Genomic DNA, 26405 nt, shown 5'->3' on the forward strand with positions numbered 1-26405 from the left:
CTTAATACACATCTTCTGGGTTAACAAGTCTTTCTAAAACGATTTCTAAATCTTCATCCTTCAAATCGTCAATGTCAATATCATTTTCGGTGTTAATTTTTCTAAAGAAACATGACAGGTATCCTTCATGGCATGCCGCTCCGGTCTGTCTGATTTTTAGGACAATTGCGTCCATGTCACAGTCAACAAGGATTTCCTCGACTTCCTGGAAATGTCCGGAACTTTCTCCTTTTAACCATAACTGATTTCTGGATGTGCTCCAGTAGTGTGCCTTTCCGGTTTCGATGGTCTTAATCAACGCTTCCTTGTTCATGTTCGCCAACATCAGTATCTGATTGGTGTCGGCGTCCTGAGCGACAGCTGTTATAACTTTAACACCATTGATTTCATGTCTGAAGTTAATTTCCATACTTATTCCTCTTTTAGATATTCGGTAATGTTGTCGATGTCGATTAGTTCCTGGTCTCCGCTTACCATGTCCTTGACGGTAACTTTGCCTTCCTCGAGGTCTTTTTCACCAATGATGACCATTTTAGGAACTTTGATTTTATCGGCATGATTCATAAGTTTCTTGAATTTTTTACCGTTAAGGTCAACATCCACTTTCAAATTGTTTTTCCTTAATGTCTGTGTAATTTCATAAGCTTTAGGTCTTACGCTGTCTGAGATTGGAGCGACATAAACGTCCAGGTGTGAAGGCAACTCTTCTGCATCTGTCAACTCTTCAATAGCATTCATTAACCTGTCGAATCCAAGTGCAAAACCTGTGGATTCTACTTCCTGGCCTCCGAAGAGTTTGACAAGGCTGTATGATCCTCCACCGCAGATTTGCTTTTGGGCACCGAGTTCAGGAACATAGATTTCAAACACGATTCCTGTGTAGTAGTCAAGTCCTCTTGCAACTCCAAGGTTGAGGGTGTAGTTTTCAACATCAAATGCTTCAAGAAGGCTAATCAGTTCTTTCAGCTCTTCAAGTGCCTTTTTAGGTTCATCGTAAGGTGCAATTAACTCTTCAACATCACTTATGATTGATTTGTCTCCGACCATGTCAATAAGTTTCAGGAGAATTTGGTTTAATTCGTCATTGTCGATGACAGGTTCGTCTCCGCTTAATGATTCGATTAATAGGTCCTTGTCTCCTTTGTCAATAACGACCATGATTTCCCTTTGGGTTTCGGTTGAGATATCAAAGTGCTTGAAAAGTCCTCTTATGATTCCAAGGTGGTTTACATTAACGTCGGCGGTTGTAATTCCGAGTGCATTGATTGCATCTGTACAAAGTGCAATGACTTCTGCTTCACCTTGAGGAGTTTTAGCTCCGATTAGTTCACATCCGAACTGCCAGAATTGTCTGAATCTTCCTTTTTGAGGTCTTTCGTATCTAAAACAGCTTCCATAATAATAAAGTTTGATTGGTTTTGTGGAAGTTTTTTCAAGTTCGTTAAGGTATAATCTTGCAACCGGAGCGGTAATTTCAGGTCTTAATGTCAATTCCCTGTCGGATTTATCCTTGAAATTGTATAATTGGTTAACAATTTCCTCTCCGGATTTGGTTGTAAATAATTTTAATTCTTCAAATAAAGGTGTTTTAATTTCTTGATAACCGTAATTTTCGAATATGTTTCTTAAGGTACTTTCTGCTTTTTTTCTTTGCCTCATTTCATCAAATAAGAAATCTCTTGTACCTCTTGGTCTTGTAAATTCCATTTTTGCTCTCCTATGAATAAATTTATTATGATTAAACTATGTTTTTTAGATGTTATATAATCTTTTGTTGAATATTACTCATCATATGCTCTTACACAGTTTGTTAATATTATTGATACATTATTGTTATATAAGTTTGGAAATGTGCTCCTGTGCTTTTGCACAGTTGTGCAGTTAAAATAGTTTTAATTGCATAGGGGTGCATTATCTAATTGATTAAACTCTTAGGAGGATTAAAATGGTAAAATATAAATTGGTAGATACTTTATTGTATCAAAGCGAAGAAGGTGCAGTTGAAGGAAAGTTCATCATTGGTGATGAAACTTTGTGGGCAAGTAGAAAAGTTGTAGCTGAGATTTTTGGAACAACAGGGCAAAATATATCTCGCCATTTTTTGAATATAGTTAATGAAGGTGAGCTTGAAGAAAAAGAAGTAAGCGTGAGCTCTAAAGAGCTATTTAAAGATGATTTAGAATTTAGTAAGGATTATTTGCAAAACTCTAAAAAAGGAGGTAGGCCTCAAATATGGTATAATCTTGACGCAATCATCTCAATCGGATATAGAATCAATTCAAAAGAGGCAACAAACTTTCGTAAATGGTCTAGAGAAATTTTAAAACAATATATGAGAAAAGGTTTTGTCATCAACAAGGAACTTTTGATAAATGGCGGCAGGTTCACTGACGAGTACTTTGAAGAACTGGTTGACGTTATCCGTGAGATAAGATCATCCGAGCGCAAGGTCTATGAAAAGGTAACTGACCTGTTTGCCACAGCATACGATTATAACAAAAATGCTCAAATAACAAAGGAATTCTATGCAAAGGTTCAAAACAAATTGCATTATGCTGTTGTTGGCCTTACAGCTCCTGAAATTATTTATGAAAGGGCAGACAGTAAAAAAGAGCATATGGGTTTAACAACCTGGTCAAGAGCACCTGATGGCAAAATATTGTTAAGGGATGCTAAAGTGGCTAAAAACTATTTGACTGAAAAGGAATTAAAAACTTTGAATCGTGTTGTAAGCATGTATCTGGATTATGCTGAAGATAGGGCAGAGCGACAGATTCCAATGAGTATGAAAGATTGGGCTGAGCGTTTAGACAAGTTTTTGGAATTCTACGAGTATGCAGTTTTAAAGGGTAAAGGTAAAATTTCCAGAAAAGATGTTGACGAATTCGTTAAGCTGGAATATGAAAATTCAGGCCGATTCAGGATAAGCTATTCGAGTCAGATTACAACAAGTTTGATGAGGAAACTAAAAAGTTTTTAGTATAATAGAATTCAATTATTATTATATGAATATTAAAGGCAGTACAAATATTGTGGGTTTGATTGGTCATCCGGTTGAGCATAGTTTCTCACCGCCAATGCATAATGCGGCTTTTGAAGCATTGGGAATGGATTATGCTTATGTCGCTTTTGATGTTGATCCGAGCAATTTGAAATCAGCAATTGAAGGGGCTCGTGCATTAAACATCAAGGGATTCAATGTTACAATACCTCATAAAATCGAAGTGATGCAGTATCTGGATGAACTTGATGAAATAGCGGAATTAATCGGTGCAGTAAATACAATAGACTTTAAAAACTTGAAAGGTTACAACACTGACGGAATTGGGGCGATAAGGGCTATTGAAGAAGTTTCAACAGTAAAAAATAAGGATGTTGTTGTTGCAGGGGCCGGAGGAGCTTCAAGGGCAATTTCATTCTACCTAGCAAAATTCGGTGCAAACTCAATAACAATTTTGAATAGGAATGTTGATAAGGCTCGCAGTTTGGCCTTAGATATTTCTGATTCAGACTTGATAAGTGAAGTTAAGGCAGATTCCATTTCAAATATTTCTGGCTATTTGAATGATTCACAGATACTGGTCGATACAACCCCTTTGGGCATGCATCCTCATGTTGGCGATGAACCTATTGCTGCTGCAGAGGATATGCATGAGGATTTGGTAGTATTCGATGCAGTTTACAATCCGAATGAAACAGTTTTACTTAAGCAAGCCATTAAAGCAGGTGCAAAACCGGTTTATGGTATTAAGATGCTCTTATATCAGGGTGTGGAAAGCTTCAAGATATGGACCGGTCAGGATGCTCCTGTTGATGTCATGGAAAAGGCGCTCAATGAATATTTAGGAAGATAATATGGATTTGATTTTTGACGTTACAGCTTTAAACTCTGAAGAGGAAAAATTTTCAGATTCCAAAAAGGACGTATTGAAATTTCTGAAAATAATCGGTGTTGATACCAGATTTATTTCATACACTCCTGAAAAAATATACATTAACAATTTGAGATTTTCAAAGTTTTCCAGAACTCGTGAGGCAACATTCAACAAACAATATCCTGAAATCGAAGTCGTAAGAAGCAGTCTTTTTCAAAAAATATGCTCAAGATCCGCTAAGGTATTGACTTTGGAAATCAAACCTAACTCAACAATTTTGATGCCTGAAGATAATTTCATCTGTGAGGTGCTTTTGGAGCCTTATACTCGTAAATATGGTGTTAAACTGGTTAATGATGGGGATTATGATTTAAAGGTCAATCCATTAATTTTAGATGATAAGGTTAATACCATTTTTGAGGGCATTTTTGCAGGTGAAGGTTTAAACTTAATCAACAATGATGATGAAATTTATCCGTTGGCTAATGTTTCTCTTGAATGGATCAATTCATTTTTGGAAGTGGATGGTCAGGATTTAATGGAATGTGAAAATAATGATGATTTGGCAAATTCATTTTCCGAATTTTTGAATGATGTGGCTCCGCAATTCAAGGAAAATGTTGTAAGCGCTTCTGATTTCATTGAAATGAAATTAAAAAATAAAAATTAAAAACTGAAAAGTGATACTTGCTTATCAGTTTTCTTTTTAGGTTTTTCTTCTTTTTTCTCTTCTGGAGTTGATTCCTCACCAATCTCTTCAGATTTTTCATCAATTTCTTCAGGAATTGGTTCTTCAACAGCTTCTTCAGCAATCTTTTCAGTCTCTATTAGAGGCTTTTCCTCGATTACTTCTTCTGTTTCCAATTCTATTTCCTGAGGTGCGGTCATCATTTGATTTTGGAGTTCTTCAAATCTTCTGTCACGCTCTTCAACTCTCATTTGAGCCTTTTGCTTTTCCATTTTGGTTATGACTTTTTTAGGGATTTTCTTTTTCCTGAACCTTTTGATTTCATTTTCTTCAAGTTCTAAAAAGTCGGAAATTTCCCATGCAAGTTCATCATTTTGAAACATGATTTCAAGGTATGGAAACATTGAAATGGCTACTGCATTGGATATGTGCATCCTTTCAGACATTTTTCCGGCAATTGCATCTCTAAGGTTTCTTTTACCTCTGTTACGTCCCATCAGTGTGAAAATTGTTGGAGTTTGTATCTTTGAGAACTTTTTATAGGTTTCCTTTTTGGATGAGCTTACGCCTATTCCCATAAAGTCACTTGCATATCTCCAGTAACCGTAATTTCTGCTGCTTCTGGCTCTTCCGAAGTACAGATCCGCCTGGGCAATGTTTTCATAAGCTTTTTTAATTTCATTTTTATTGGTGTATTCTCGTGGAATGTTTTCTGCAATGTATTCCATTACGAGAGTCGGATCTTCATCAACCCTTAAAGCTTCTCTTACATGCACGGGATTTTTACTTTTTAAAACGCCTGTAATTGCATTGAAAATGTCTGACCTGTCATCTTTTGTTCTTAAATCTTCAACAGCCTTTGGCTCAAGAACTTCGTCCTTGTCTGCCAGTGCCTGAAGGGTGTTGATTGCTGAACGCAGGTCTCCGTTTGATTTTTTTGCAATCAAATCAAGCGCTTTAGGGTTTGCTTTGATTTCTTCTTTTTGAGCAATTTCCTTTAGGGCTTTTCTTATGGTCGGACTTCTTACCTTAGGCATTTTAATTACAGTACATTTAGGTTTGATTGACTGCAATCTTTTTGAGTAGAAGTCATTGGCCATTAAAATCATTGGGTGTTTGGAATTTTTGATGATTTCCCCAATGGCTCTAACTCCTCCACGGTCGTTTGTTCCGTGAATTCCGTCTACCTCGTCCATGATGATTAGCTTGTAATCATCTCCAAAAAGGGATCTTGAAGCTGAAGACTCTCCTATTGTGCTTTTAATGACATCTTGGGAACGTTTGTCACTTGCGTTAAGCTCGATATGTTCTGAAAACTCCTTTGCAATAACTAGTGCAAGTGTTGTTTTTCCGATTCCTGGAGGTCCAACTAAAAGTAAGGGCTGCTGCGGATTTCCGTTTTTCCAATTTCCAACCCAATCCATTATTATTTTTTTCTCTTTGTTGTTACCTACCACTTCATCCAAGGTTTGTGGTCGGTATTTGTCAGTCCATAACATTTCTATACCTTAAATGAATTTGGTGAGCAATGCTTCAAGCTGGATTCTTGGATTTGCTCCTTCTCTTATTCTAAAATCACAATCAGCAATTGAGTTAATCAAATCAATATAAAAGTCAGGTTCCATTTTGCCTTCAACGACTCTTTTGGAAACCTCCTGGTATATTTGGGTCACCATATCTTCTCCACTGGTTCCCTGGAGCACCATTGTTTCCCTTAAGAGAGTTCTGGCTCCTAAAAAGTCACCCATTAATGCTTTATTAATCATGTTTGAGATTTCCTGAGGTTTTGCTTTTGAAACCACTTCATAAACTGATTCCTCAGTAACTACCTCTCCTTCTGTGGTTGCTGCCTGCAATACATTAACGGATTTTCTCATATCTCCTTCAGCGAAATAGACTATTGTTTCAATACCTTTTTCATCATATTCAAATCCTTCAGCATTACAAATGAATTTCAATCTTTCAGCAATGTCCTCTCCTTTTATTGGAGCGAATCTGAATATTGCACATCTTGATTGAATCGGGTCGATAATTTTTGATGAATAATTACATGAAAGTATAAATGAAGCGGTTTTTGTATACATTTCCATTTCACGTCTGAGTGCGTGCTGAGCATCTTTTGTCATGTTGTCCACTTCATCCAGGAAAATTATTCTGAATGGAGCGCCGACAGGTTTCAATCTGCAGAAACTTTTAATGCGGTCTCTTACTGTGTCAATTCCTCTTGCATCGGATGCATTTAATTCCAAGAAATTGTTTCTCCAGTATTCTCCTAAAATTGATTTTGCCAGTGCAAGTGCAGTAGTGGTCTTTCCAACTCCTGCGGGACCTGTAAACATTAAGTTAGGCATACTTCCTTCGCCTACATATTTTTCAAGTCTGGTAATGATTTGTTTTTGTCCTACAATGTCTTCTAATTTTTGTGGTCTATATTTTTCTACCCATGGTCCGCTCATTTAATCACCATATTTTTACTAGAAATATTTATGTATTATGTAATTAAATTATTTTTTGCTTAACTTTTAAAATATATGAAACCCAATAAATATATAATTAAAGTGAGCATTTGAAAAGTAATGTTTATAAAAAAATCAGGTGTTAAATATGAGAGGCACATGGAAACTCAGATTAAGAATGATACTTACGTCTGTAATAATGTTTACAATTATTTATTTTCTTGTAATGCTTGTAGCACACTATTTGGGGATTAGTAGTTGGACATTATATGCTGGTGTGAGTTTAGTTATTGCATTTTTACAATATTGGTTTGGACCAAGTTTGGTTAAACGTTCAATGAATGTAAGGCCGTTATCCGAAGCGGAAGCTCCTCATATTCATAAAATGATTGAAGAACTTGCACAGGAAGCGGGTGTTCCAAAACCGGAAGTCGGATTGTCTGAAATAAATATTCCAAATGCTTTTGCATATGGTAGAACAAGCAGGAGCGGTCATATTGCAATAACCCGTCCAATATTAGGTCTGCTTGATTATGATGAACTTAGAGCTGTATTGGGTCATGAAATGGGCCATATTAAACACAATGACATGGCTGTAACTGCTGCAGTTAGTGTAATTCCAATGATTTGCTATTATATTGCAATTGCATTCATGTTTTCAGGAGACAGGGACAATGGAGCAACAATCATAATCGGTATTTTAGGTTATCTGTTTTACTTAATTGGTCAGTTGTTGGTATTGTTCATCTCAAGAACCCGTGAGTACTATGCTGATGAAGCAAGTGTCGAATTCGGTAATCGTCCTGCTGCATTGGTATCTGCATTGTACAAATTGTCCTATGGTGCTGCAAGATGCAATAAGGAAACAATTGATGATTTAAATACTAATCGTGCATTTTTCGTAAATGACATTAACAATGCGGAACATGATATTGTTGACTTTAGGCAGATTGACTTTGACGGCGACGGAAAAATAACTGATGAAGAGTTGAGAAGACTTGCAAATTCAGATGTTAAAATTTCAAAGAAAAGTGGAATCATGGAACTGTTATCCACTCATCCGGATTCCCTAAAAAGAGTAAAAAGATTGGCAGAATTAGAAAATTAGGTGTATAATATGAAAATGATTTTAGATGAACGTGGAAAGAAATATGTTTTAAAACCGGGTCAGGAGTTCCAAAGCGATTTGGGAATTGTCAAGGCAGATGTCCTCGACAGTGCAGAAGTAGGCGATGAGGTTAAAAGCCATCTTGACCACACATTTAAAATCATGAAGCCTAACATCAATGATTTCATTGACATAATGGATCGCAGATGTTCAATACTTCTTCAAAAGGATATTGGACAGGTTCTGGCTCACACCGGTCTGGGCGCAGGTTCACGGGTAGTTGATGCGGGAACCGGTGCGGGAGCTATTGCGCTTAATTTCGGAAATGTTGTAGGTCCTGAAGGTAAGGTTTTCACCTATGAGATACGTGAGGACTTTGCTGAAGTTGCAAAGAAAAACATCGACAATTTCGGAATCACAAATATTGAAGTTAAAAACAAGAACATTAAGGAAGGAATTGATGAGGATAAGATAGATTTAATCTTTTTAGACCTTCCAAAACCGTTCGAGATATTTGAGGATGTTTTGGAGTCTTTAAATGTTGGAGGATGGTTGTGTGTCTATGCGCCTTACATTGACCAGGCTGAAATATCATATCGCATTGCCAAAAAATTGGGCTTTTATGATATCGAAATTATTGAGATTTTAGAAAGGGGCCTTGAAGTTCGCCAACAGGGCGTCAGGCCAAAAACACGTATGGTCGGCCACAGCGGATACTTGGTATTTGCAAGAAAATTATAGCTATTGTTTACTTGATTTTAGCTATAATTATTTTACTATTTTTTTTAAAATTTTTAATTATTTTTAGTGTAGTTTTCATTTAATTCATTGAAATATCAATCTCAGGGATATTCTAATTCATACATGTAGATTAGTGAACGGTTTTTTGGTGAATATTAAAAATAGAAAAAATTTGGAATAGAAAATCTATTCCATGAATATAGCTGGTTTGTAAGGCATTGCGTTTCTAGCCTTGTTCTGTGGGTCATAGGAGTCATCGGTGTGAATGATTACTTCGTTTCCACATTCTTCCTTGATGTAGTCTAAAGCATCAGTTAAGATTGCTTCTTCGTCGATTTTACCGATGTATCTTGTTTTTGTAATTTCCTTACCTATCTTTTTAGCTACCATTGCGATTTCTTTTTTATCATCGTAGATGTTAGCTTTGATAGCTCTTCCCATAATCTGACCGATGTCAGGTTTTCCAACTTCATCAGCTATTTTGTATAAGTCCCATTTCCAGTCAGGAGCAAGGTAAATGTGTACCTTTTCGATTTCGTCTCCAACCATTTGTTTGATGTGTGCAATATCCTTGAGGATATTTTCCACTAAATCTTCTGATTTTTCAATTTCAGGACTTACTTTTGTCTCATCAGCTTCAGGCCATGCTGCCTCGCTCACGAATCCTTCTCCGCCATATTTGCTCCATAACTCTTCTGAAGTGTGTGGAGTGAATGGTGCTAGGAGTCTGATCCAAGCTTCGAGCACTGTTGATAAGACATAGATGATTGCAGGGTCTTGTGAGTCAAGTAAATGTTTTACTCTGTAAAGGTAGTGATCCACATCTTTTTTAAGCAGGAACAATGAGTCTTGTAGTGCCTGTCTTGTTTGGAAGACTTCTAATGCCTCTGTTGACTTTTTGACATGTTCGTTGAGCTGGCTGATCATCCATAAGTCAATGGTTCTTGTAAGTTCAACCTCTTCAATGTTGCTTAAGTCTAACTTGGAGCCTTTGATTTCTTCAACTTTGGCTGCAAATTCTCTGAACCATTCGAGTCTTCTTTTGGTTCCGAGAACCTCTTTTTCTCTCCAGTCAAAGTCTTGCCATGGTTCTGCTGAAGCCATCAGGAAGAGCCTTACAACATCTGCAGTGTAGTCACGGATTGCATCTTTTAGGAGAATAACGTTTCCTTTTGAGGAGGACATTTTATTTCCTTCCAAAAGACCCATACCGAATACAACAGTTCCTCTTGGCCATTTTTCTTCAGGATAGATTGCGCTGTGTGTAAACATTAAAAAGCTTAAGTGGTTACCCACTAAATCTTTTGCAGATAATCTCCAGTCAAGCGGATACCAGTAGTTGAATTCATTCTGGATTTCAGCCACTTTGTCTGCAGGAACAGAGATGTCTCCTGAATCCTTGTCAAGTAAGACCTTATCAAAGAATGCAGGGGTTAAATCATCAGGATTCATGTCTCTCAGGTATTTGGCGATTGTGTAATAGGACATGTAGATTGTTGAGTCGGTCAATGGCTCGATCAACCATTGGTTGTCCCATGGCATTCTTGTTCCGAGACCTACTTTTCTGGAACATGCCCAATCATCAAGCCAGTTAATGTAATATTCAAAGTTGCTTTTGAGTTCTTTAGGAATGACTGTTTCGCCTTCAAGAACTTTTAAGGTTTTTTCGGTCCACTCTTCATTACCGTATTTCATGAACCATTGGTCGTCCATGATTTTCACGACACAGTTGTTACCGCATCTGCAGACCACAGGCCTTTCAGCAAAGTCATACATGATTGTTGCCATGTTGTCTTCAATCAATTTTTCTTTTAGCTCTTCACGGGCAAAACGAACTTTCATTCCTCCGAAACCTGGAATGGAGTCTATGATTTTACCTTTACTGTGCTGTGCTTTGTACAGTTCATTGGTGGCTTCATGTAACTTTTCATCGTTTTGGTCTGTAATTCCTAATCTTTCGATGATGTCTGCAGCAGGAATTTCGCCATATCCTTTAAGGGTACAGACTGGAATTGGTTCAATGTTATCGACAATTCCTTCCAGGTTGTATTTTTCTATTAATTCATCGTTATTTTTCAAGTCTTGAAGTGCAATGTAGTCTGCCGGTGCATCAGCAGGTTCTGAAAATACTACTCCACTTCCGTAGGATGCACTTACAAAGCTTGCTGGGAAAATAGGCAATTCATCACCGGTGAATGGGTTAGTTGCCATTTTTCCAATTAAATCATTAGGGTCGATTTCTTCAATAATGTCCAAGTCTTTGATTTGATTGGATAAGTTGTAGTGAGCTTCTTTTGTAATTACCCATTTTTCGCCTTCGGCATTGACAACCACATATTCCACATCAGGGTTCAACCAGATGTTGGTTGCTCCAACGATTGTTTCAGGTCTGAGTGTAGCGGTTACTAAAACTTTATCGTCAATTTTGAATTTTAAGAGTGTAAGTTCATTGACTCCAACGCCTTCCCCTTCAAGCAGGTCATGGTCTCCTACAGGGTTGTCACAGTTCGGACAGTATTTTACAGGGTGTTCCCCTTTTTGAACCAGTCCTTTTTCATACAATGTGGTAATCTGCCATTCTATGAACTTCTTGTAGGTTGGGTCAATAGTTCTGAATTCCCTTCTCCAGTCGATTGAATAACCCATCTCTTCCATAACTTCGTGGTATTCGGTTGAGAAGTATTTTACAATAAATTCAGGGTCTTCCAATTGAGGTAAGGTTTCTTTTGGAACGCCGTGAACTCTTTCATATAAATCTAATGTCCAAGGGTCTTTTCTTTTAATCCTGTCAGCAATTCCGATAACTGGAGCACCGGTTACGTGCCATGCCATAGGGAATAATACGTTGTATCCTTCCATTCTTTTAAATCTTGCATAAACATCCGGTACAGTGTAAGTACGTCCGTGACCGATATGCATTGCACCACTTGGGTATGGAAATGCTACTGTAAGGAATAGTTTTTCTCGTTCATCTGGGTTAGATTCAAAAAGCTTTGCATCTGCCCATTTTTTCTGCCATTTCTTTTCGATATTTTCGCTCACTAAATCACCATTATAATATTGTTTTTTTAGGGCTTTCAGGAACTTTACTTTTGTGCTCGCTCCTAATAATTTTTGTAATAATCATATCAACGTCATCAACTGAAATATTTAACTTTTCAGCTATTTCAGTGTCTTTCAAATCTTTTTCTGTGTATAAATAAAGAATCTGATCAAGCAAATCATATCCCATTCCAATTTCATCCTCATCGGTTTGACCGTTCCACAAGCCTGCACGAGGTGGCTTTTCAAGGATTGCTTCTGAAATGCCCAGATATTCACTTAATTTGAAAACTTCAACTTTGTACAAATCTCCAATAGGCTCCATATCACATGCGCCATCTCCATGTTTTGTAAAATAACCGATTAGAATTTCGCTTTTGTTGCCTGTTCCACTTACCAGGTAATTTTTCTGTTTTGCAAAATAATAAATGATGGACATTCTTATTCTAGCCTTAAGGTTGCCGATAGCTAAAGCATTTTCCTCTAGTTGAGTCATTGATAAAAACTCGTTTAAAATGCCGTCAATAGCTATTTCTTTATATTCAATTCCTAAATTTTGAGCTATTTTAATGCCGTGGTCTGTATCTTCGGTTGGTGTTGTAGCAGATGGCAATACAAGTCCAAATACATTCTCTTTTCCTAAAGCTTCGCAGGCCAGATATGCTGAAAGTGTGGAATCGATTCCTCCACTCAAGCCGACAACAATTCCATCGGTTTTTGACTCGCTAACTTTGGATTTGATGAATTCGACTAGGTCAATTTTTGTTTTTTCTAAGTCTATATCTGGAATTATGCTAATGTTTTCACCAACTTAAATCATTTATACATAAAGTAATATGTACTTATTAATTAATAAATTATATTATGTCAGATGTAGAACTTATTTCCAAAAAATCATTTTCAGATATTGACAGTGAGATTATTGACAGGTTCATGGAATTTCAGCAGGCGCTGATTGACAAGGATGAAGCTAAACTGAACGAGATTTTAACTGAAAAATATGAGCTTATCCATATGTCCGGCAAAAAACAGACTAAACAGGAATTCATCGGTGAAATCATGGATGGCACTCTGAATTATTATAAATCAGAAATCATTGAGCCGACAATCCTTTGGGATGATGATGAAAGACCAACATTGATTGCTGATGTAACTTTAACCGCTAAGGTCTATGGAATAAATGGAAAATGGACATTGGACACTACAGTTGATTTTGAAAAGATTGACGGTAAATGGTACTTTTCGAAATGGGATAATTAATTCAAAAAAGTTTAGCAAAGTTATTTAGCTATAAAAAATTTAAATTGCATTTAGTAACTAAAAGCAGACTGTTTGATTTTAAGGTTACCATTTTTGGACAATTTATAAGATAATTTATTGTCATCACCAATAATAAAATTTGCCTTTGCTATATAAAATGCAAAATTGTCCTTTAATTATCTTAATATTGTAATTAAATCATGTTGAAATAAATTGGTGAGTTTAATACTGATTAAGTAGGCCAGTGTCCTGGTTTATCCTTAGATTTTTCAGGTATAATTTGAAAAGATTATTTTTTAATTGGTATTTGCCTCTTGATGGTTTTATTATCATGTTTTTGTTAACTAAACTTTTTAGCAATGCCGAAGGTTCTGAGTTCAGGTTGGCATTATCTTTGATATATGTGTAGGATAAAAGTGTTTCGTCACTTTCAGCCATTAGACATAGTATTTTTCGCTCTTCTGTAGTGGATTTGCTGAACAATACCTTAAATTCACGTTGAGCTAAAATATTCAGTGAATGTATTGATGCCCTTTTAAATTCATCCATGGTTACTTTGTTGTCTTTGTTGATTTCTTCAAAGCAGCTATAGGCCAAGATTTGCATGTAATATGGAATGCCACTGGACAGTTCATATATTTCCTGCAGGACCTCCTCATCAAAGCTTACGTTTTGCTCTTTGATTGGAACGTTGATTGCTTCACATAACTCTTCATAGGATAATGGTCCGATTAGATAAGGCTCGAATATCCTTACTGCGGAGTCGAGCTTGTCCTGTATTTTATAGAATATGTCTTCCGAACCGGTTGCTACAAACATTATGTTTTTTCCTTTCAGATTCAGTTCCACAAGAGCATTTTGCAGGATGCTTAATATCTTCATTGTTTCGTCATTGCCCATGATTCTTTGAAGATCATCAAACAACAGGATTAAGACAGGATTGTCTGAGTCCAGCTCATCATAGATTATATTTAATATTTTTTCAAAGGCAACGGCGGGGCTTGTTTTTGGAATTTTACGTGAAAACGATAATCCTCCTATCAAGGGTATGTTAATGCCTAATGAATTTATTTTCTCCCAAAAATGACTGATGTTGATGTTTAAAGTGTCTGAACATTTTTCGATTATCAAAGAGTAGATGTCATCGAAATTTCCTTCCATTAATGGAATCCTGACAGGATATACTTCATCAAGATTTGATATTTCTTTTTGGAATTTTAATAATAATGATGTTTTTCCAATGCCTTTTGGTCCATATAATATTAAATGACCTGGAACTCCATGTTTGGTTGAGTTATATGTTTCTTTAAGTTCATTTAATTCGTTTTCACGTCCAGTGAAATAGGAAGGTAAGATTCCTGTTCGTTTTCTAAAAGGATTATGTTTCATGAGTGTAGCCCCTAGTATATTTAAACATAAAAAACATAAAAAAATTTTATGATTCTTATGTTTCTTATGTTTTCTGGACTATTTAAAAATTTTCATTATTAAACATAATTTTCATAAAAAACATAAAAAAATTTTATGATTCTTATGTTTCTTATGTTTTCGGGAATCAGGGAGATTTTCATGATTAACTTCTAAATGGAAAAATATATTCAGTGTTAATGTAAAACACTGACTGATTATCTATTTAATTAATAATAAACATTTTGAAGTGCGACTTTATGAAAAAACGCAAGAATTAAATTTGAAAGATTTTCTTAAATGAATGGTGGTAAAAATATTATTTTTGATTCATATCTTTAATTTTTCTTGCAAAAAGTATTGCTAAAATAATAGCAATACTCCATGTAATAACTTTCATTATAATTGATTCAAAAGATAAATCAATATTATTAAAATTAACTCCATGCGAACTAAATATCATAGATATTATGAAAAATAATGTGATTAATGAAATCAGTAGTAGTATGCATCCTTTCTTTCTTCTAACTTCAAATGATAATATTCTATTGAATTTATCTGGAACGACAAATAAAATTTGGAAAATTAAAGTTATTAAACCTAAGGTCATTGTCATGGTTAAGCTGCTTAATTTAAATGCATTAAAATAACCGTAAATTCCCACAGCCAAACTTAATAATCCATACCATGTTGGAATATATCCAAAAATAATCTCTTCACCTTCAATACAACTTTCATCATTAAAAACATCATTTCTAAAGTATAATGCATATGATGGTACAATAAAAGCAGAGGAAATAATGATTCCCAAATTTAATTGGTTTAAAAAATAAGTAATTGTAATTATTGTAATAATGATTCCTGGAACTGAAAATACCATCAATTTAGATAAAAATTCATAGGTATTCCCAAATCTAATATCGGACATGATTTTGTATTTCTTTTCTAATCTTTCATATTTCAAAAGGTAATAAAACCATGGACTAAACAAAATACAATATAATATCCACATTACAATACTGAAATAGTTATTTAAGTTAATGCATGTTAATATGGCCAATAATAGGGGAGGAACTGTGTAAATTAATATAGAACATATCCGTTCCATCATTGATAAACTTTTAATGTCTAATGGAAGTATTATTTTTGATATTCTTAAATAGCCCATATTTTATTATATGTAAATTATTTTTGATATATTTATCATTATATGTTATTGTATTTATATGTTGTAGTTACTAGTTATGTTCCCATTTTTTAAATAGTTTCATGTTTTAGGGATTTAGAGAAGAGTATTTATAATTTAAGCTATAAATCAGAGTAATAATTTAAAATAAAATGCAAATATTGAAATTAATATTTGCAATAATGCTAAAATAACTAACTTTATATACTTAAAGAATTAAAATTACATTTAGTAACTAAAAGTAAGTTTATTTAAGGAGGTAAATTACTTGGCATTTAGAGATTATTTTAAATTTAATAAGGATAAAACAACTTTCATTTTTATAGGCGGTAAAGGTGGTGTTGGTAAAACTTCAGTATCCTCTGCTACTGCATTATGGTTAGCTGAACAAGGTAAAAAAACTTTAATCGTATCAACTGACCCTGCTCATTCATTATCTGATTCTTTAGAAGTTCCTATCGGAAGTTATCCTCGTGAAATCAAAACAAACTTATTTGCTGTTGAAATTGACCCTGATGTTGCAATGGAACAAAAACAGGCACAGCTTGAAGCTCAAAAGGCAGCAAATCCTGATGATTCCGGAGGTTTATTGGGCATGGACTTTTTATCCGACCAATTGGATATGGCTTCATCATCTCCTGGTGCAGATGAAGCGGCTGCATTTGAAATGTTTATGGGAGTCATGAACTCTGATGAATATGATGTCGTTGTGTTTGATACAGCACCTACAGGACACACCTTAAGGCTATTGTCCTTCCCTGAAGTAATGGACTCATGGGTCGGTAAAATGATGATGCTTAAAGCAAAACTCGGATCTGCCACCAATGCACTTAAGAAAATCATGCCTTTCATGGATGCGGTCGATGACCCTCAAACCTCTGAAGATTTAAAACGTACAAAAGAGCAAATCGACAAGGCAAAAGAAGTATTGTCTGATCCTGACAGGACAACATTCAAAATGGTTGTCATTCCTGAAGAGATGTCAATATATGAATCCGAAAGAGCTCTGGAAGCTTTAGGAAAATATGACATTACCGTTGACAGCGTTATCGTAAATCAGGTAATGCCTGACATCTGTGACTGTGATTTCTGCCATTCAAGACATAAATTGCAGCAAAAACGTTTGGCTTTGATTGACCAGAAATTCCCACAACAGCACATTGCTGAAGTTCCTTTATTTAAGGATGAGGTTAAAGGTCAGGAAAAGCTATTAAAATTAGCTCACATCTTATATGATGGTGAGGACAACGATGAAGTAGCTCAGGAAGCTATTCAATTATAAAAAAAGTAAAAATAAGTTAAAATAATTATTATTTTAACTTTTAATCATTTTTTTCAAAAAACCATCCAAGGCATATTGAAATTATAAACAACGCCAATAGCAGTAGGCTATCACCTGTCGAACCCTTATTTGTAAAGTCGAAGTAAACGGAATTTACAAAGTATATTATGAAAAGTATCACTGCCAATATGCAAAATATCAAAGATAATTTCCTGTTTTCATATTTTTGCCTGTATTTTGCTAAAAGGGACATTGCAATAACAATTAAAGCCAAAGCCAGTAAAAATACAAATATGAAGAAATATTGCGGCATTGTTGCGACACATATGAGCAGTATTGCTGTTACTGCAATCATAAATATCATTTCAGTTCTGTTCATTAAATCACCTACCTAGTTTTTCAAGTTGTGGACGGTAACTGCAAATATTATAAATAACATCAGTGTGGACATTGACAGATTCAGCTGCTTATCCATGAATATCAGAATAAACTCGTAAATGAGGCACACGATGAATATGATGTATAATATTTCAATCGCCAGCGGTTCTTCCTTAAAATATTCTATTAGTTTCATGATATCTTCCAGCTTTTATCCCAGTATTTTGTTGGCATGCTGAACGGTGACCAACTTTCATCACTGAAATACTTGTATGTTTCAGACTTTGTTAATTTCTTTGTTTGTCCATCACTTATATATATTGCGTTATTTCTATTTAAACTGAGGTCACTATTGATTTCAACTTCAATGTAGTCATATCCGCCCTTATTGTTTGGGATGTTATACACCTTTTTGTCCTGCTGGTATCCCGGACGTGTGAACGTTATGGTATCCATGACAATGTGCCAATCCTTTTCGTCAATAAATTCGTTTCTTGCATCAACACCCATTTGCTGTATGAAAACCATTGATCCTAAAAGACTTAAAAAAGATTTTGTAGCGCCTGGAACCACTTTTCCTGCAATGAATGTTGAAATCTTATATAATATTTTGCTTAGAGGGTGTATTTGATTTATTATTTCATAGAATCCTTTTATGGGCGTTAGAATATTCAATGCAGTTTTTATTCCGGATATGATGTCTTTAGGAATTATTCCAACGCTGCAGCAGTCACAGCTTGTGGCAATCGATGAACCCTTATAGGTTGCACCATTATGCGAATGAATTACACTTGAAACTCCGCTGCTGGTATTGAGCACAATGGCGGAATTGCTTCCATCTTCAGCAAACAGGTATAGCATTTCACCGAATTGCACTATGCTGGTTTTGCCGTTAGCTATTGCCATGAGGATATTGTCCTGTGAATTGGTTGTTGTGTTCATGAATCTTGTTGAAATTTCTTCAAGGCAATATTCCTCAATATTTGGCAGCTGAAGTGAATTCATTAACCTGAATAAACTCACATTGTCTTTATTTCCTTTAACTGACATTCCCATATCTGAATCTAAAACATTCAGATAGGTATCGTCCAGATTTATTCCTCCAAGTATTGTCAATGTATCTCCACGATTCCATGTTACTGCAAATTGGCCGGCATATTCATCTGCTATTTTGTCTGCAAGCCATGTGGTTTCAAGGGATGCCAAATGCATGCCATAAACATTCATGACTCCAAAACGGTTTAAATAAAGATTGTTTTTATTTACCCAACTCTTCAAGAGTTCAGGAGTTATTTTATCATTGATTATGCTGTATGCCTGCAATACCTCAAAACCCAGTGTTTTCCTGTATTTGTCAGCTAATCCATAGCTGATTGTTTCTCCTTTTTCAAGCTTTTCACCATTTACAAAAAATTTTGTAATGATATCCTCTTTGGATACATATCCTTCAATGCTGCGTCCGAAATATGTAAATGTCACTGGAGTGTTGGTGTTTGTAAATCGGATGGAATTGGTATTATGGTTTGTAATCTCATCATAGCTTTTGTAGTTAAAGTCGTAGATAGTTTTCTGATAGAATTTTGATAGGCTGTATTTCACGCCCATTTCATCATAGCTTTGTGTCATTACATTAACTTTTGCCATTATCTTGTCGTTTTGCATATATGTGAATGTTTCGCTGTTTTGAAGGCCTTTGTCTGCATAAAATCCGAAGAGTTCCACATTGTCCTTGGTGTTTGACTGGTAGTCTATTTGGGTAAATCCTTTAGTTTTTGAAATGACGATTCCGTTTTCTTTTAGATTGCTTCTGTTAGTGTCACTTTTCACTCCGCTTCCGTCTAAAGGTATTAAGTGGTATTTATAGCCTATCAATGTGGAAGTAATGCCCTCAATTCGGGTATTTGAAAACAGGTAACTTTTATCTCCAATCTGCACGGTGAAGATCTCATTTTTAGGCATTTTTATGATTCCGTTTAATCCGGATTTTATTGTGTAAACTGAATTTTCAAACACATGGTTCAGGGTAACATTGACATAATCCGGAATAAAAATTGAATGAGTATATCTACTGGGTTTTATCGCTTTATTGACAGTTATTTTATTTTTAACAGTTAAATCGGAGTATTGTGTTGTTATTGTGTATTTGCCATTTTGTAAACTTAAATCCAATGTTGCTATACCGTTTTTATTTGTGGTTTTAGTATATGTTTTTCCGTTTACTTTCAGTGTAACCTTTTTGTTGGGTGAGGCTTTGCCGTAGCTGTTTAGGATTTTAACATTGAATTTTGCCTTTTGAGTCTCGTTAAAAGTCAGGTCATTTGCAACGATTAACGATTTTACCGTAACTGTCCTTGTTAAGCTTTCAGTAGTTTTGGGATTGGTGACGACGATGGAATATTTTCCGGGCTTTAAGTTTATTGCCAGTGTCGCAATTCCTTTGTTATTGGTTTTAACTGATGTGGTTTTGCCGTTTAACTTGAATTTTATGGCGGTATTTTTCAGAAGTTTTCCTTTTTTGTCATAAAATGTCGAGGAGTATTTTCCAGTATTCTTATAGTATTTTGAATAATCGCCGCATTTTATTGTACTTTTAATCGTTACTGTACTTTTGGCTGTGGCACCTTCAAATTCACTGTTTCCATTGCAGATGCTTAGGACAGTATATGTTCCGCTCTTGTAATTGAGGTTAATTGATGCCTTTCCGGTCTTGTCGGTTGTTTTTGTAAAACTTTGACCATTGATATTAATCTGTATTTTTGCATTGGCGATAACTTTCTTTTTGTATTTTAAAGTCACCGTAAATTTGCTTCCATCCTTGTAATGCATTTTAACGTCAGGAGCGCTTAAAGTGACCTTTTTCTTTTCGACAGTCTGTGTTGCACTTAATTTTTCAATGTTTTGAACATCATTGTTTGATACGCTTAATGTAGTCAAATCCTCCTGGGATTCCGGTTGAATTTGTTGCAATGTTTCATTTTCATTGTCTGCAGCCGAAACTGCAGAAATTAAAAAGAGCAATATGAAAACAAAACATATGGTGTTTATTTTTGCATTCATAATATCTACCTTAATTGTCAATTTTTAATTAAAATCAACAATTAAAGTATGAAATACTTAATATATGAACTTTATTTTTAAAATTAAATAGTAAATGACTTTTAAAATGAATTTTAAGAGTAAATAACTCTAATATATGACAATAATGCACATATAGGTAAATTCACTCTGAGCAATATCTTTTAAATTGGACTCCACAATTTTTTCATCGGGATAGCTTAGGCGCTCACAGACGACAACTTTCCTGTCCGGTTCAACACCGTTGTCCAAAAGGAACTGGGCCATATCCTTAACCTTACGTGATGGGAGAGCTATGGTCACTCTTCCATTGTTGATTACTGGTAGGATGTCTTCTATGTTTTCTCTTCCGTGAAATGTCATCACGTTGGCGTTATCCCATTGGATGTGGCATTTTGCAGCCGCAAGCTGCAGTGAACTTATTCCAGGTATCACTTCAATATTTTCCTTTGGGAAGTCCTTTTCACCGGAGATTCTCAAAACAGTATTTAAAACGCCTGAAAAACCCGGATCTCCTGTTGACAATATTGAAACTGTATTTCCGTCACAGGCTAGTTGAACACCTTCTTCAAGCTTGTCCAATAAATCCTTTACATTAAATGCAATTTTTCCCGCCACGTCATCAAACAGGTCAATTGCACGGGTGCTTCCGACAGTATAGTCACTTGATTTGACTGTGTCAATAGCTTTTTTGGTCAAATATTCGCTTGCACCAGGTCCTATTCCGACAATATAAATTTTACCAGTCATGTTAATCCTCAATATTCAATGTTTCCTTAAAACTTTTCTTTAAATCATTTCTTATTTCCTCTGAATAAGAATCTTCACGTTTGAGCGTAAACATAGCGAGTTCGTATATTATTTTATTCAGTGATTTGCCGTATTCAGTTAGGTAATATTCTGTTGTCACCGGTGTTGTATCCAAAACATGTTTTTCAATCAAGCCATTTTTTTCCAAATCCTTTAAGCAGTTTGATAGGACTTTATTGCTTAATTTGGGGTTGCTTTCTTTAAATTCCTTGAAATGTTTTTTGCCAAAGAACATGTCCCTTATGATTTGAACACTCCACTTTTTATTAATCAGGTTCAATGTCTGATCAACAGGGCAAACTATATTTTCGCTATCCATGGTCATATTTTGATTAAATTATTATTTATAGTTACTTTTTGGTTACACGGTTTCCTAAAAGTTACAAAAATCATTTAAATACTGAAATTAAATTAATATTAACTGAATTAGGAGGGATTAGATGAATACACGCGAACAATTGGATTTTTTAATAAATTACTTAATTGAAGAAAGAGCGGAACCAATTGAAATTCCGCAGAATTATCCGGATAAAAGAAATTTGCTTCGTGCATTGATGAACGTTAGAATGCCTTCCAAAGTGTCTGATGAATTTTTAAAAGTTCAGGATGATTTTTTAACCAATGAAACATTAAATAAAGACTTGACTTCTGTTGGGGATATTAAAGAGGCCAACGGCAAATTGATGCTTTGGCAGGGTGATATTGCAACATTAAAAGTGGATGCAATAGTTAATGCGGCAAATTCAAAGTTATTGGGTTGCTTTATTCCTCTTCACAACTGCATTGACAATGTTATTCACTCAGCGGCAGGTGTTCAGCTGAGGGATGAGTGCAACAAGATTATGAAAATGCAAAATGAGGATGAGGAAGTCGGCAGGGCAAAAATCACAGGAGCATATAACCTGCCTTCAAAATATGTTATTCACACCGTTGGACCTGCCATTCCTCAGGGTTTAAAACCTTCCGACGAAGATTGTGAAGCATTGGCCAGTTGCTACAGGTCCTGTTTGGAAATAGCAAGCTATAATGAACTTGAATCCATTGCATTCTGCTGCATTTCAACTGGGGTGTTCAATTTTCCTCAGGAATTGGCTGCGGAAATTGCTGTTAGAACTGTTGGGGAATATTTGGAAAACAATGAAACCACTTTAAATCATGTGATTTTCAACGTGTTTACAGATGATGATTATTCAATCTATAAAAGATTATTATTTTAGGTGATAGGATGGAACGTTTTGTACAAAGATTAGATAAAGCTTACGAAGCTATAGATAATGCTGATTATATTCTTGTCGGTGCAGGTGCAGGATTTTCAACTGCTGCGGGCATCGAATACACAGGAGAGAGGTTTGAAAGATATTTCAAGGATTTTATTGAAGAGTATAATTTCACAGACATGTACTCATCAGGATTTTACCCATTTAAAACATCCGAAGAGAAATGGGCTTACTGGGCGCTTCACATTTTTGCAAACAGGTATGATGTAGGCAAAACTGATGTTTATCAGAAATTATTAAAATTAGTGGAAGACAAGGATTATTTTGTATTGACCACCAATGTAGAGTCCCAGTTCTGGATTAACGGCTTTGACGATGAGAGAATTTTCGCCACTCAAGGGGATTATGGCCTACTGCAGTGCAGTGTACCCTGTCATGATAAATTGTATCCGAATAGGAATCAGGTTTTCGAATGGGTGGAAAAGACAAGAAACTTCAGGATACCAACAGAATTAATACCTAAATGTCCTGTTTGTGGTGCTGAAATGGACTTGAACCTGAGAAAGGATAATCTGTTTGTCGAGGATGCGAAATGGCATGAAATGAACAGGAGATATTCTGATTATTTAAATCATGTCGATGAAAACAAAAACATCGTATTTTTGGAATTGGGTGTTGGATTCAACACTCCTGGAATTATAAGATATCCATTTGAACAGATGACTTATAACTATCCGAACACTACATTGATTAGATTGAATAAGGACTATCCTCAGCCAATACCTGAAAATAAGGATAAAACAATAGGGTTTGATGAAGATATATCAGAGATTTTTGACTATTGGCTTTCAAGAGTTTAAATTCTCTATTTCTTTTTTTAAGAATTTATATATTGATTCTGCACCAATCAAATCGCTAGGATCTTCCCATTTGGAAGGATATAAAATAAATGGTTTGGTTTGGTCACCGCCCAATCCTCCATGGGATCCTATCAGCTCTTCAAATGCGCATACCTCATCATATTTTTCATCGTAAAAGCTATTCACTAAAATGTCCGGCATGTTGTTAAAGGAATTCTGTCTTTTAAGGTGTTTTGCAGCATTTTCTCCAAAGCCCTTGAGAGGATTTTCTCCGATTATCTCATCGGTTTCCAGGTAGTATATTCCGTCTTGCCCTATGACCATTCCTCCGTGGGATATTGAATTTACTAAAATGAACCCGATTCCTGAGTGCTTTACAAGACCCGGTATCAAATCAGGGAATAACATTACTATTTCCTCATAATTAAGGCGTTGGCTCCATTGGGTTAGATAAATTAGGCCTAAGTTGCCTGAACCTAGAACAATCAGTTCTGAGTCCTTTACTTTTTCAGTGCTTTGTTCTTCACTTTCATATTTGCTGATGTAATCCAGGCTATTTGCATATCTGTCCCGTAAGTTTTTGTATTTTTCATTTTCAAATATGATTGCAGGCTTTATTTTATCAACTTCATCCTTAATGTCCTGGAGAGATTTCAAATCTTCGAATAAATCGTCACGAATATTTCCAAATGTGTCCTTAATATTTCTAATCTGTTTATTTTCCGGAATAACTGCATCTCTAAAGTGGTCAATATTGTATTCTGTTTTAAATATCAGCATGTCGTCTGGAAGGAATTTTCTAACGTAATCTCCTAAGGTCATTCCATATCTCTGTTTAAAGGTGGCGCCTTTGGATTGTCCGTGGTCGGATAGAACTACTATTTCATAATCCCTGTCACTCATCTCAATTGCGGAGGTTATTTTTGAAAATTGGAAGTCAATATATTTCAATGCTTTCCAAACATCATCGTCCTCAACTCCTGAGTGGTGGGCTATTTCATCGTATCCCATGTATGTTGCATAAGCGGTGTCAATATTGCCTGTCAGTATTTCACTTGTTAAAACATCGGTTGTGGCTTCCCTTAAAGCTATATTAGCTCCTGCCCTGACTGCAGCATAAACAATTGTTCTTCTAAGTCTTGGCTGTATGTTTTTCACATAATGGACTATTTGGGACTTTAACTCTAAGACTATGTCCCATAAGAATAATACTATTAGTCTTTGATAGTTGTATGCGTCTAAAAACACTGCGTTCAATGTTTTGTTGTAAAGGTTTTTCATGCCGTTTAATTGGGAGGATGTTAATGTCGGAATCTTGCTGTCTCCTGAAAACATGTTAGCAATGCTGATGCCGTTGACAAGCAGTCCTTCACCATTGCTGATTCTTTTTTCTATTTCAGGTGCATCGCTTAATTTTCCGGAAACTACGAGTTGATTGTTGTTTTCTTTTTCAATCCATCTGTAGGCTACAATGTCCTCGTTATTCCCATGAAGAATTCCTGCCTGACTTGATCCGGTCTGTGAGGACAAATCTGTTTCCCAGCCTTTCAGGGTGTGTGACTTGTCATCTATCCAGTGTTTAATGTTTGGCATCATGCCCCTTTCAATAGCTTTTTTAAGGATATTTATTGAAAGGCCATCAATTTCAAGCATAATAACTCCAGGATATCTCTTTTTATATGCAGTTTTTTGCTTTAATGCATATCTTAAAATGTTTTTCAGGTATCTGTCGTAGTAATTGGTGTTTGTAATGTGTGAAATGAAGGTGGTGGCTATTGCCATTACGATTGTAACTTGCAGGACTCCGTAAACTCCCATTGAAACACCGGGGATAAATAAAGATGCTATATAAAAAATTATTGAGTTAAGAAATATTGATCCTATACCTAAAGTAAATATGATTATTTTCATCAGGAAGCGTCTGAATATTGGCCAGAGAAGTGCATTTGCAATTGCAACAGCTATGACGAGGATGAATGCATTATACCATGGTCCAACGGTAAAATCGGTGCTGATATAATCCACTGCATAAACTGAGATGGCACCGCCTAATATGTACAATGCGGTGGTGATTATTGTCCTCAATGATGAAATTAATCGGTTTTTAATCATTCTATCTCAATTTTATGTTTTTTGGTTGTTTTTAATGTGATAATTGTTATTTCCGGTTTGCAGTTAATTCTAACTCTGAATGAGTTGGTTCCAAGTCCTTTGCTTGTGTACTGAATCATGTCTCCGACTTTGTATAGTCCGACCGGATATTTTGTTGAGTTGGGTCCTCTGAATGGTGTTGTTTCAAATTTAGGAATGATAAATTGCCCTCCATGTGAATGGCCTGAAATTTGCAAGTCAAAAAATCCTGTCTGTGAAGATTCCTTTGCAAAATCAGGTTCGTGGGCAAGCAATATGCTTGGGATGTTTTTAGGCATTTTGGCAATGACTTTGTCAAGATTGTCCGCACAAACAGTGCAGCTGTCAACGCCGCAGATATTAAGACAATCGTCATCCTTTTTAAGGGTAATGACATCATTGCTTAAGTCAACAACATCTGAATTTTTAAAGATTTCTCTGATTTTGGCTGCGCTCATCCAATGGTCGTGATTTCCCAAAACGCCTACCTTGCCGTAAGGGGCATGCAGTTTCTTGAAGGATTCCTTCAGGGATTTTTCATACCCTTCAATAACATATGAAAAGTAATCTCCTGTAAGGGTTATCAAATCAATGTTTAATGTGTTGACATAGTCGGTTAAGTCATTTAGGTATTCCGGATTGATCCATTGGCCCAAATGAATGTCGGTTAGATTTAAAATCCTGAAATTGTTGAAATTCCAGCCTAAATCCTCTAATTCAATGTCAATTTCCACTAAATCAATATTTTTTGGATTAAATTTCTTGTCCGGTAGGGAATATGTCATTGCATCCTGAATGCCTTGACGAATTTTCATTGCCTGTGGCCGTTCAATATCTTCATCTTTCATTGTTATTACTATTACTTTCTGAAACTATTTATAATTTCAATT

At 35.5% G+C, this 26405-nt stretch carries 24 protein-coding genes; 9 read left to right on the forward strand and 15 right to left on the reverse strand.

The window, feature by feature from the left end:
- Position 1 precedes the first annotated feature (1 nt).
- The gene (hisI, locus tag ACKI30_RS03195; protein ID WP_407409832.1) at positions 2-409 is read right to left on the reverse strand and encodes a phosphoribosyl-AMP cyclohydrolase; all 408 of its coding nucleotides are present in this window, start codon (positions 407-409) and stop codon (positions 2-4) included.
- 2 nt (positions 410-411) lie between these two features.
- Positions 412-1707 carry a histidine--tRNA ligase gene (gene hisS / locus ACKI30_RS03200; protein ID WP_407409834.1) on the reverse strand — a complete coding sequence of 432 codons (1296 nt, stop codon included), beginning with the start codon at positions 1705-1707 and terminating at the stop codon, positions 412-414.
- 238 nt (positions 1708-1945) lie between these two features.
- Here hisS and rhuM point away from each other — a divergent pair, with 238 nt between their 5' ends.
- From rhuM to ACKI30_RS03215, 3 genes are read left to right on the forward strand one after another with little or no spacing between them, the layout of a single operon-like run.
- Positions 1946-2980, forward strand: a complete 1035-nt coding sequence (gene rhuM, locus ACKI30_RS03205) for a RhuM family protein (RefSeq protein ID WP_407409836.1) — start codon at positions 1946-1948, stop codon at positions 2978-2980.
- 25 nt (positions 2981-3005) lie between these two features.
- Entirely contained in the window at positions 3006-3854 is an 849-nt protein-coding gene (locus tag ACKI30_RS03210; protein ID WP_407409838.1) for a shikimate dehydrogenase, read from the forward strand.
- Position 3855: 1 nt separating this feature from the next.
- Complete coding sequence (locus tag ACKI30_RS03215; RefSeq protein WP_407409840.1) at positions 3856-4545, forward strand: ATPase; 690 nt, start codon at positions 3856-3858, stop codon at positions 4543-4545.
- On the opposite strand, the gene ACKI30_RS03220 is transcribed toward ACKI30_RS03215, so the two are convergent.
- Both ACKI30_RS03220 and ACKI30_RS03225 read right to left on the reverse strand, forming a co-directional pair.
- Positions 4542-6062: a replication factor C large subunit gene (locus ACKI30_RS03220; RefSeq protein ID WP_407409842.1), complete on the reverse strand. Its 1521-nt coding sequence runs from the start codon at positions 6060-6062 to the stop codon at positions 4542-4544. The genes ACKI30_RS03215 and ACKI30_RS03220 overlap by 4 nt on opposite strands.
- A gap of 9 nt (positions 6063-6071) precedes the next feature.
- The gene (locus ACKI30_RS03225; protein WP_407409844.1) at positions 6072-7019 is read right to left on the reverse strand and encodes a replication factor C small subunit; all 948 of its coding nucleotides are present in this window, start codon (positions 7017-7019) and stop codon (positions 6072-6074) included.
- A gap of 148 nt (positions 7020-7167) precedes the next feature.
- Here ACKI30_RS03225 and ACKI30_RS03230 point away from each other — a divergent pair, with 148 nt between their 5' ends.
- Both ACKI30_RS03230 and ACKI30_RS03235 read left to right on the forward strand, forming a co-directional pair.
- Positions 7168-8127 carry a zinc metalloprotease HtpX gene (locus ACKI30_RS03230; protein ID WP_407409846.1) on the forward strand — a complete coding sequence of 320 codons (960 nt, stop codon included), beginning with the start codon at positions 7168-7170 and terminating at the stop codon, positions 8125-8127.
- Positions 8128-8136: 9 nt separating this feature from the next.
- Entirely contained in the window at positions 8137-8868 is a 732-nt protein-coding gene (locus tag ACKI30_RS03235) for a tRNA (adenine-N1)-methyltransferase (RefSeq protein WP_330008912.1), read from the forward strand.
- A gap of 186 nt (positions 8869-9054) precedes the next feature.
- On the opposite strand, the gene leuS is transcribed toward ACKI30_RS03235, so the two are convergent.
- Both leuS and ACKI30_RS03245 read right to left on the reverse strand, forming a co-directional pair.
- On the reverse strand, positions 9055-11910 hold the full coding sequence (leuS, locus tag ACKI30_RS03240) for a leucine--tRNA ligase (RefSeq protein ID WP_407409848.1): 2856 nt from the start codon (positions 11908-11910) through the stop codon (positions 9055-9057).
- A 10-nt stretch (positions 11911-11920) separates the two neighbouring features.
- The gene (locus ACKI30_RS03245; protein ID WP_407410087.1) at positions 11921-12709 is read right to left on the reverse strand and encodes an NAD+ synthase; all 789 of its coding nucleotides are present in this window, start codon (positions 12707-12709) and stop codon (positions 11921-11923) included.
- A 65-nt stretch (positions 12710-12774) separates the two neighbouring features.
- On the opposite strand from ACKI30_RS03245, the gene ACKI30_RS03250 reads away from it, so the two are divergent.
- The gene (locus ACKI30_RS03250; RefSeq protein ID WP_292738963.1) at positions 12775-13170 is read left to right on the forward strand and encodes a nuclear transport factor 2 family protein; all 396 of its coding nucleotides are present in this window, start codon (positions 12775-12777) and stop codon (positions 13168-13170) included.
- A gap of 222 nt (positions 13171-13392) precedes the next feature.
- Here ACKI30_RS03250 and ACKI30_RS03255 read toward each other — a convergent pair whose 3' ends face one another.
- Positions 13393-14559 carry an AAA family ATPase gene (locus ACKI30_RS03255; RefSeq protein ID WP_407409850.1) on the reverse strand — a complete coding sequence of 389 codons (1167 nt, stop codon included), beginning with the start codon at positions 14557-14559 and terminating at the stop codon, positions 13393-13395.
- A gap of 337 nt (positions 14560-14896) precedes the next feature.
- Positions 14897-15745 (reverse strand): hypothetical protein, encoded by an 849-nt coding sequence (locus tag ACKI30_RS03260; protein ID WP_407409852.1) that lies wholly within the window; start codon positions 15743-15745, stop codon positions 14897-14899.
- A 286-nt stretch (positions 15746-16031) separates the two neighbouring features.
- Here ACKI30_RS03260 and ACKI30_RS03265 point away from each other — a divergent pair, with 286 nt between their 5' ends.
- Positions 16032-17045 (forward strand): ArsA family ATPase, encoded by a 1014-nt coding sequence (locus ACKI30_RS03265; RefSeq protein WP_407409854.1) that lies wholly within the window; start codon positions 16032-16034, stop codon positions 17043-17045.
- A 40-nt stretch (positions 17046-17085) separates the two neighbouring features.
- Here the strand turns inward: ACKI30_RS03265 and ACKI30_RS03270 are convergent, their stop codons facing one another.
- From ACKI30_RS03270 to ACKI30_RS03290, 5 genes are all read right to left on the reverse strand, one after another.
- Positions 17086-17424: a hypothetical protein gene (locus tag ACKI30_RS03270; protein ID WP_407409856.1), complete on the reverse strand. Its 339-nt coding sequence runs from the start codon at positions 17422-17424 to the stop codon at positions 17086-17088.
- A gap of 12 nt (positions 17425-17436) precedes the next feature.
- Positions 17437-17619 (reverse strand): hypothetical protein, encoded by a 183-nt coding sequence (locus ACKI30_RS03275; protein WP_292738976.1) that lies wholly within the window; start codon positions 17617-17619, stop codon positions 17437-17439.
- Positions 17616-20480 carry a hypothetical protein gene (locus ACKI30_RS03280; protein ID WP_407409858.1) on the reverse strand — a complete coding sequence of 955 codons (2865 nt, stop codon included), beginning with the start codon at positions 20478-20480 and terminating at the stop codon, positions 17616-17618. Before ACKI30_RS03280 ends, ACKI30_RS03275 begins: the two co-directional genes overlap by 4 nt.
- 129 nt (positions 20481-20609) lie before the next feature.
- Positions 20610-21248 carry a cobalt-precorrin-7 (C(5))-methyltransferase gene (locus ACKI30_RS03285; RefSeq protein WP_407409860.1) on the reverse strand — a complete coding sequence of 213 codons (639 nt, stop codon included), beginning with the start codon at positions 21246-21248 and terminating at the stop codon, positions 20610-20612.
- Position 21249: 1 nt separating this feature from the next.
- Entirely contained in the window at positions 21250-21627 is a 378-nt protein-coding gene (locus ACKI30_RS03290) for a winged helix-turn-helix transcriptional regulator (RefSeq protein ID WP_407409862.1), read from the reverse strand.
- 121 nt (positions 21628-21748) lie between these two features.
- On the opposite strand from ACKI30_RS03290, the gene ACKI30_RS03295 reads away from it, so the two are divergent.
- A complete protein-coding gene (locus ACKI30_RS03295; RefSeq protein WP_407409864.1) occupies positions 21749-22525 on the forward strand; it encodes a protein-ADP-ribose hydrolase in 777 nt (258 codons plus the stop codon).
- A gap of 8 nt (positions 22526-22533) precedes the next feature.
- A complete protein-coding gene (locus tag ACKI30_RS03300) occupies positions 22534-23385 on the forward strand; it encodes an SIR2 family NAD-dependent protein deacylase (protein ID WP_407409866.1) in 852 nt (283 codons plus the stop codon).
- On the opposite strand, the gene ACKI30_RS03305 is transcribed toward ACKI30_RS03300, so the two are convergent.
- Complete coding sequence (locus tag ACKI30_RS03305; protein ID WP_407409868.1) at positions 23374-25497, reverse strand: alkaline phosphatase family protein; 2124 nt, start codon at positions 25495-25497, stop codon at positions 23374-23376. The genes ACKI30_RS03300 and ACKI30_RS03305 overlap by 12 nt on opposite strands.
- Entirely contained in the window at positions 25494-26363 is an 870-nt protein-coding gene (locus ACKI30_RS03310) for a metallophosphoesterase (RefSeq protein WP_407409870.1), read from the reverse strand. Before ACKI30_RS03310 ends, ACKI30_RS03305 begins: the two co-directional genes overlap by 4 nt.
- Between the last annotated feature and the right edge of the window lie 42 nt (positions 26364-26405).

Origin of the sequence: Methanobrevibacter sp. (genome assembly GCF_045539575.1) — an archaeon.
Taxonomy (GTDB): Archaea; Methanobacteriota; Methanobacteria; order Methanobacteriales; family Methanobacteriaceae; genus Methanocatella.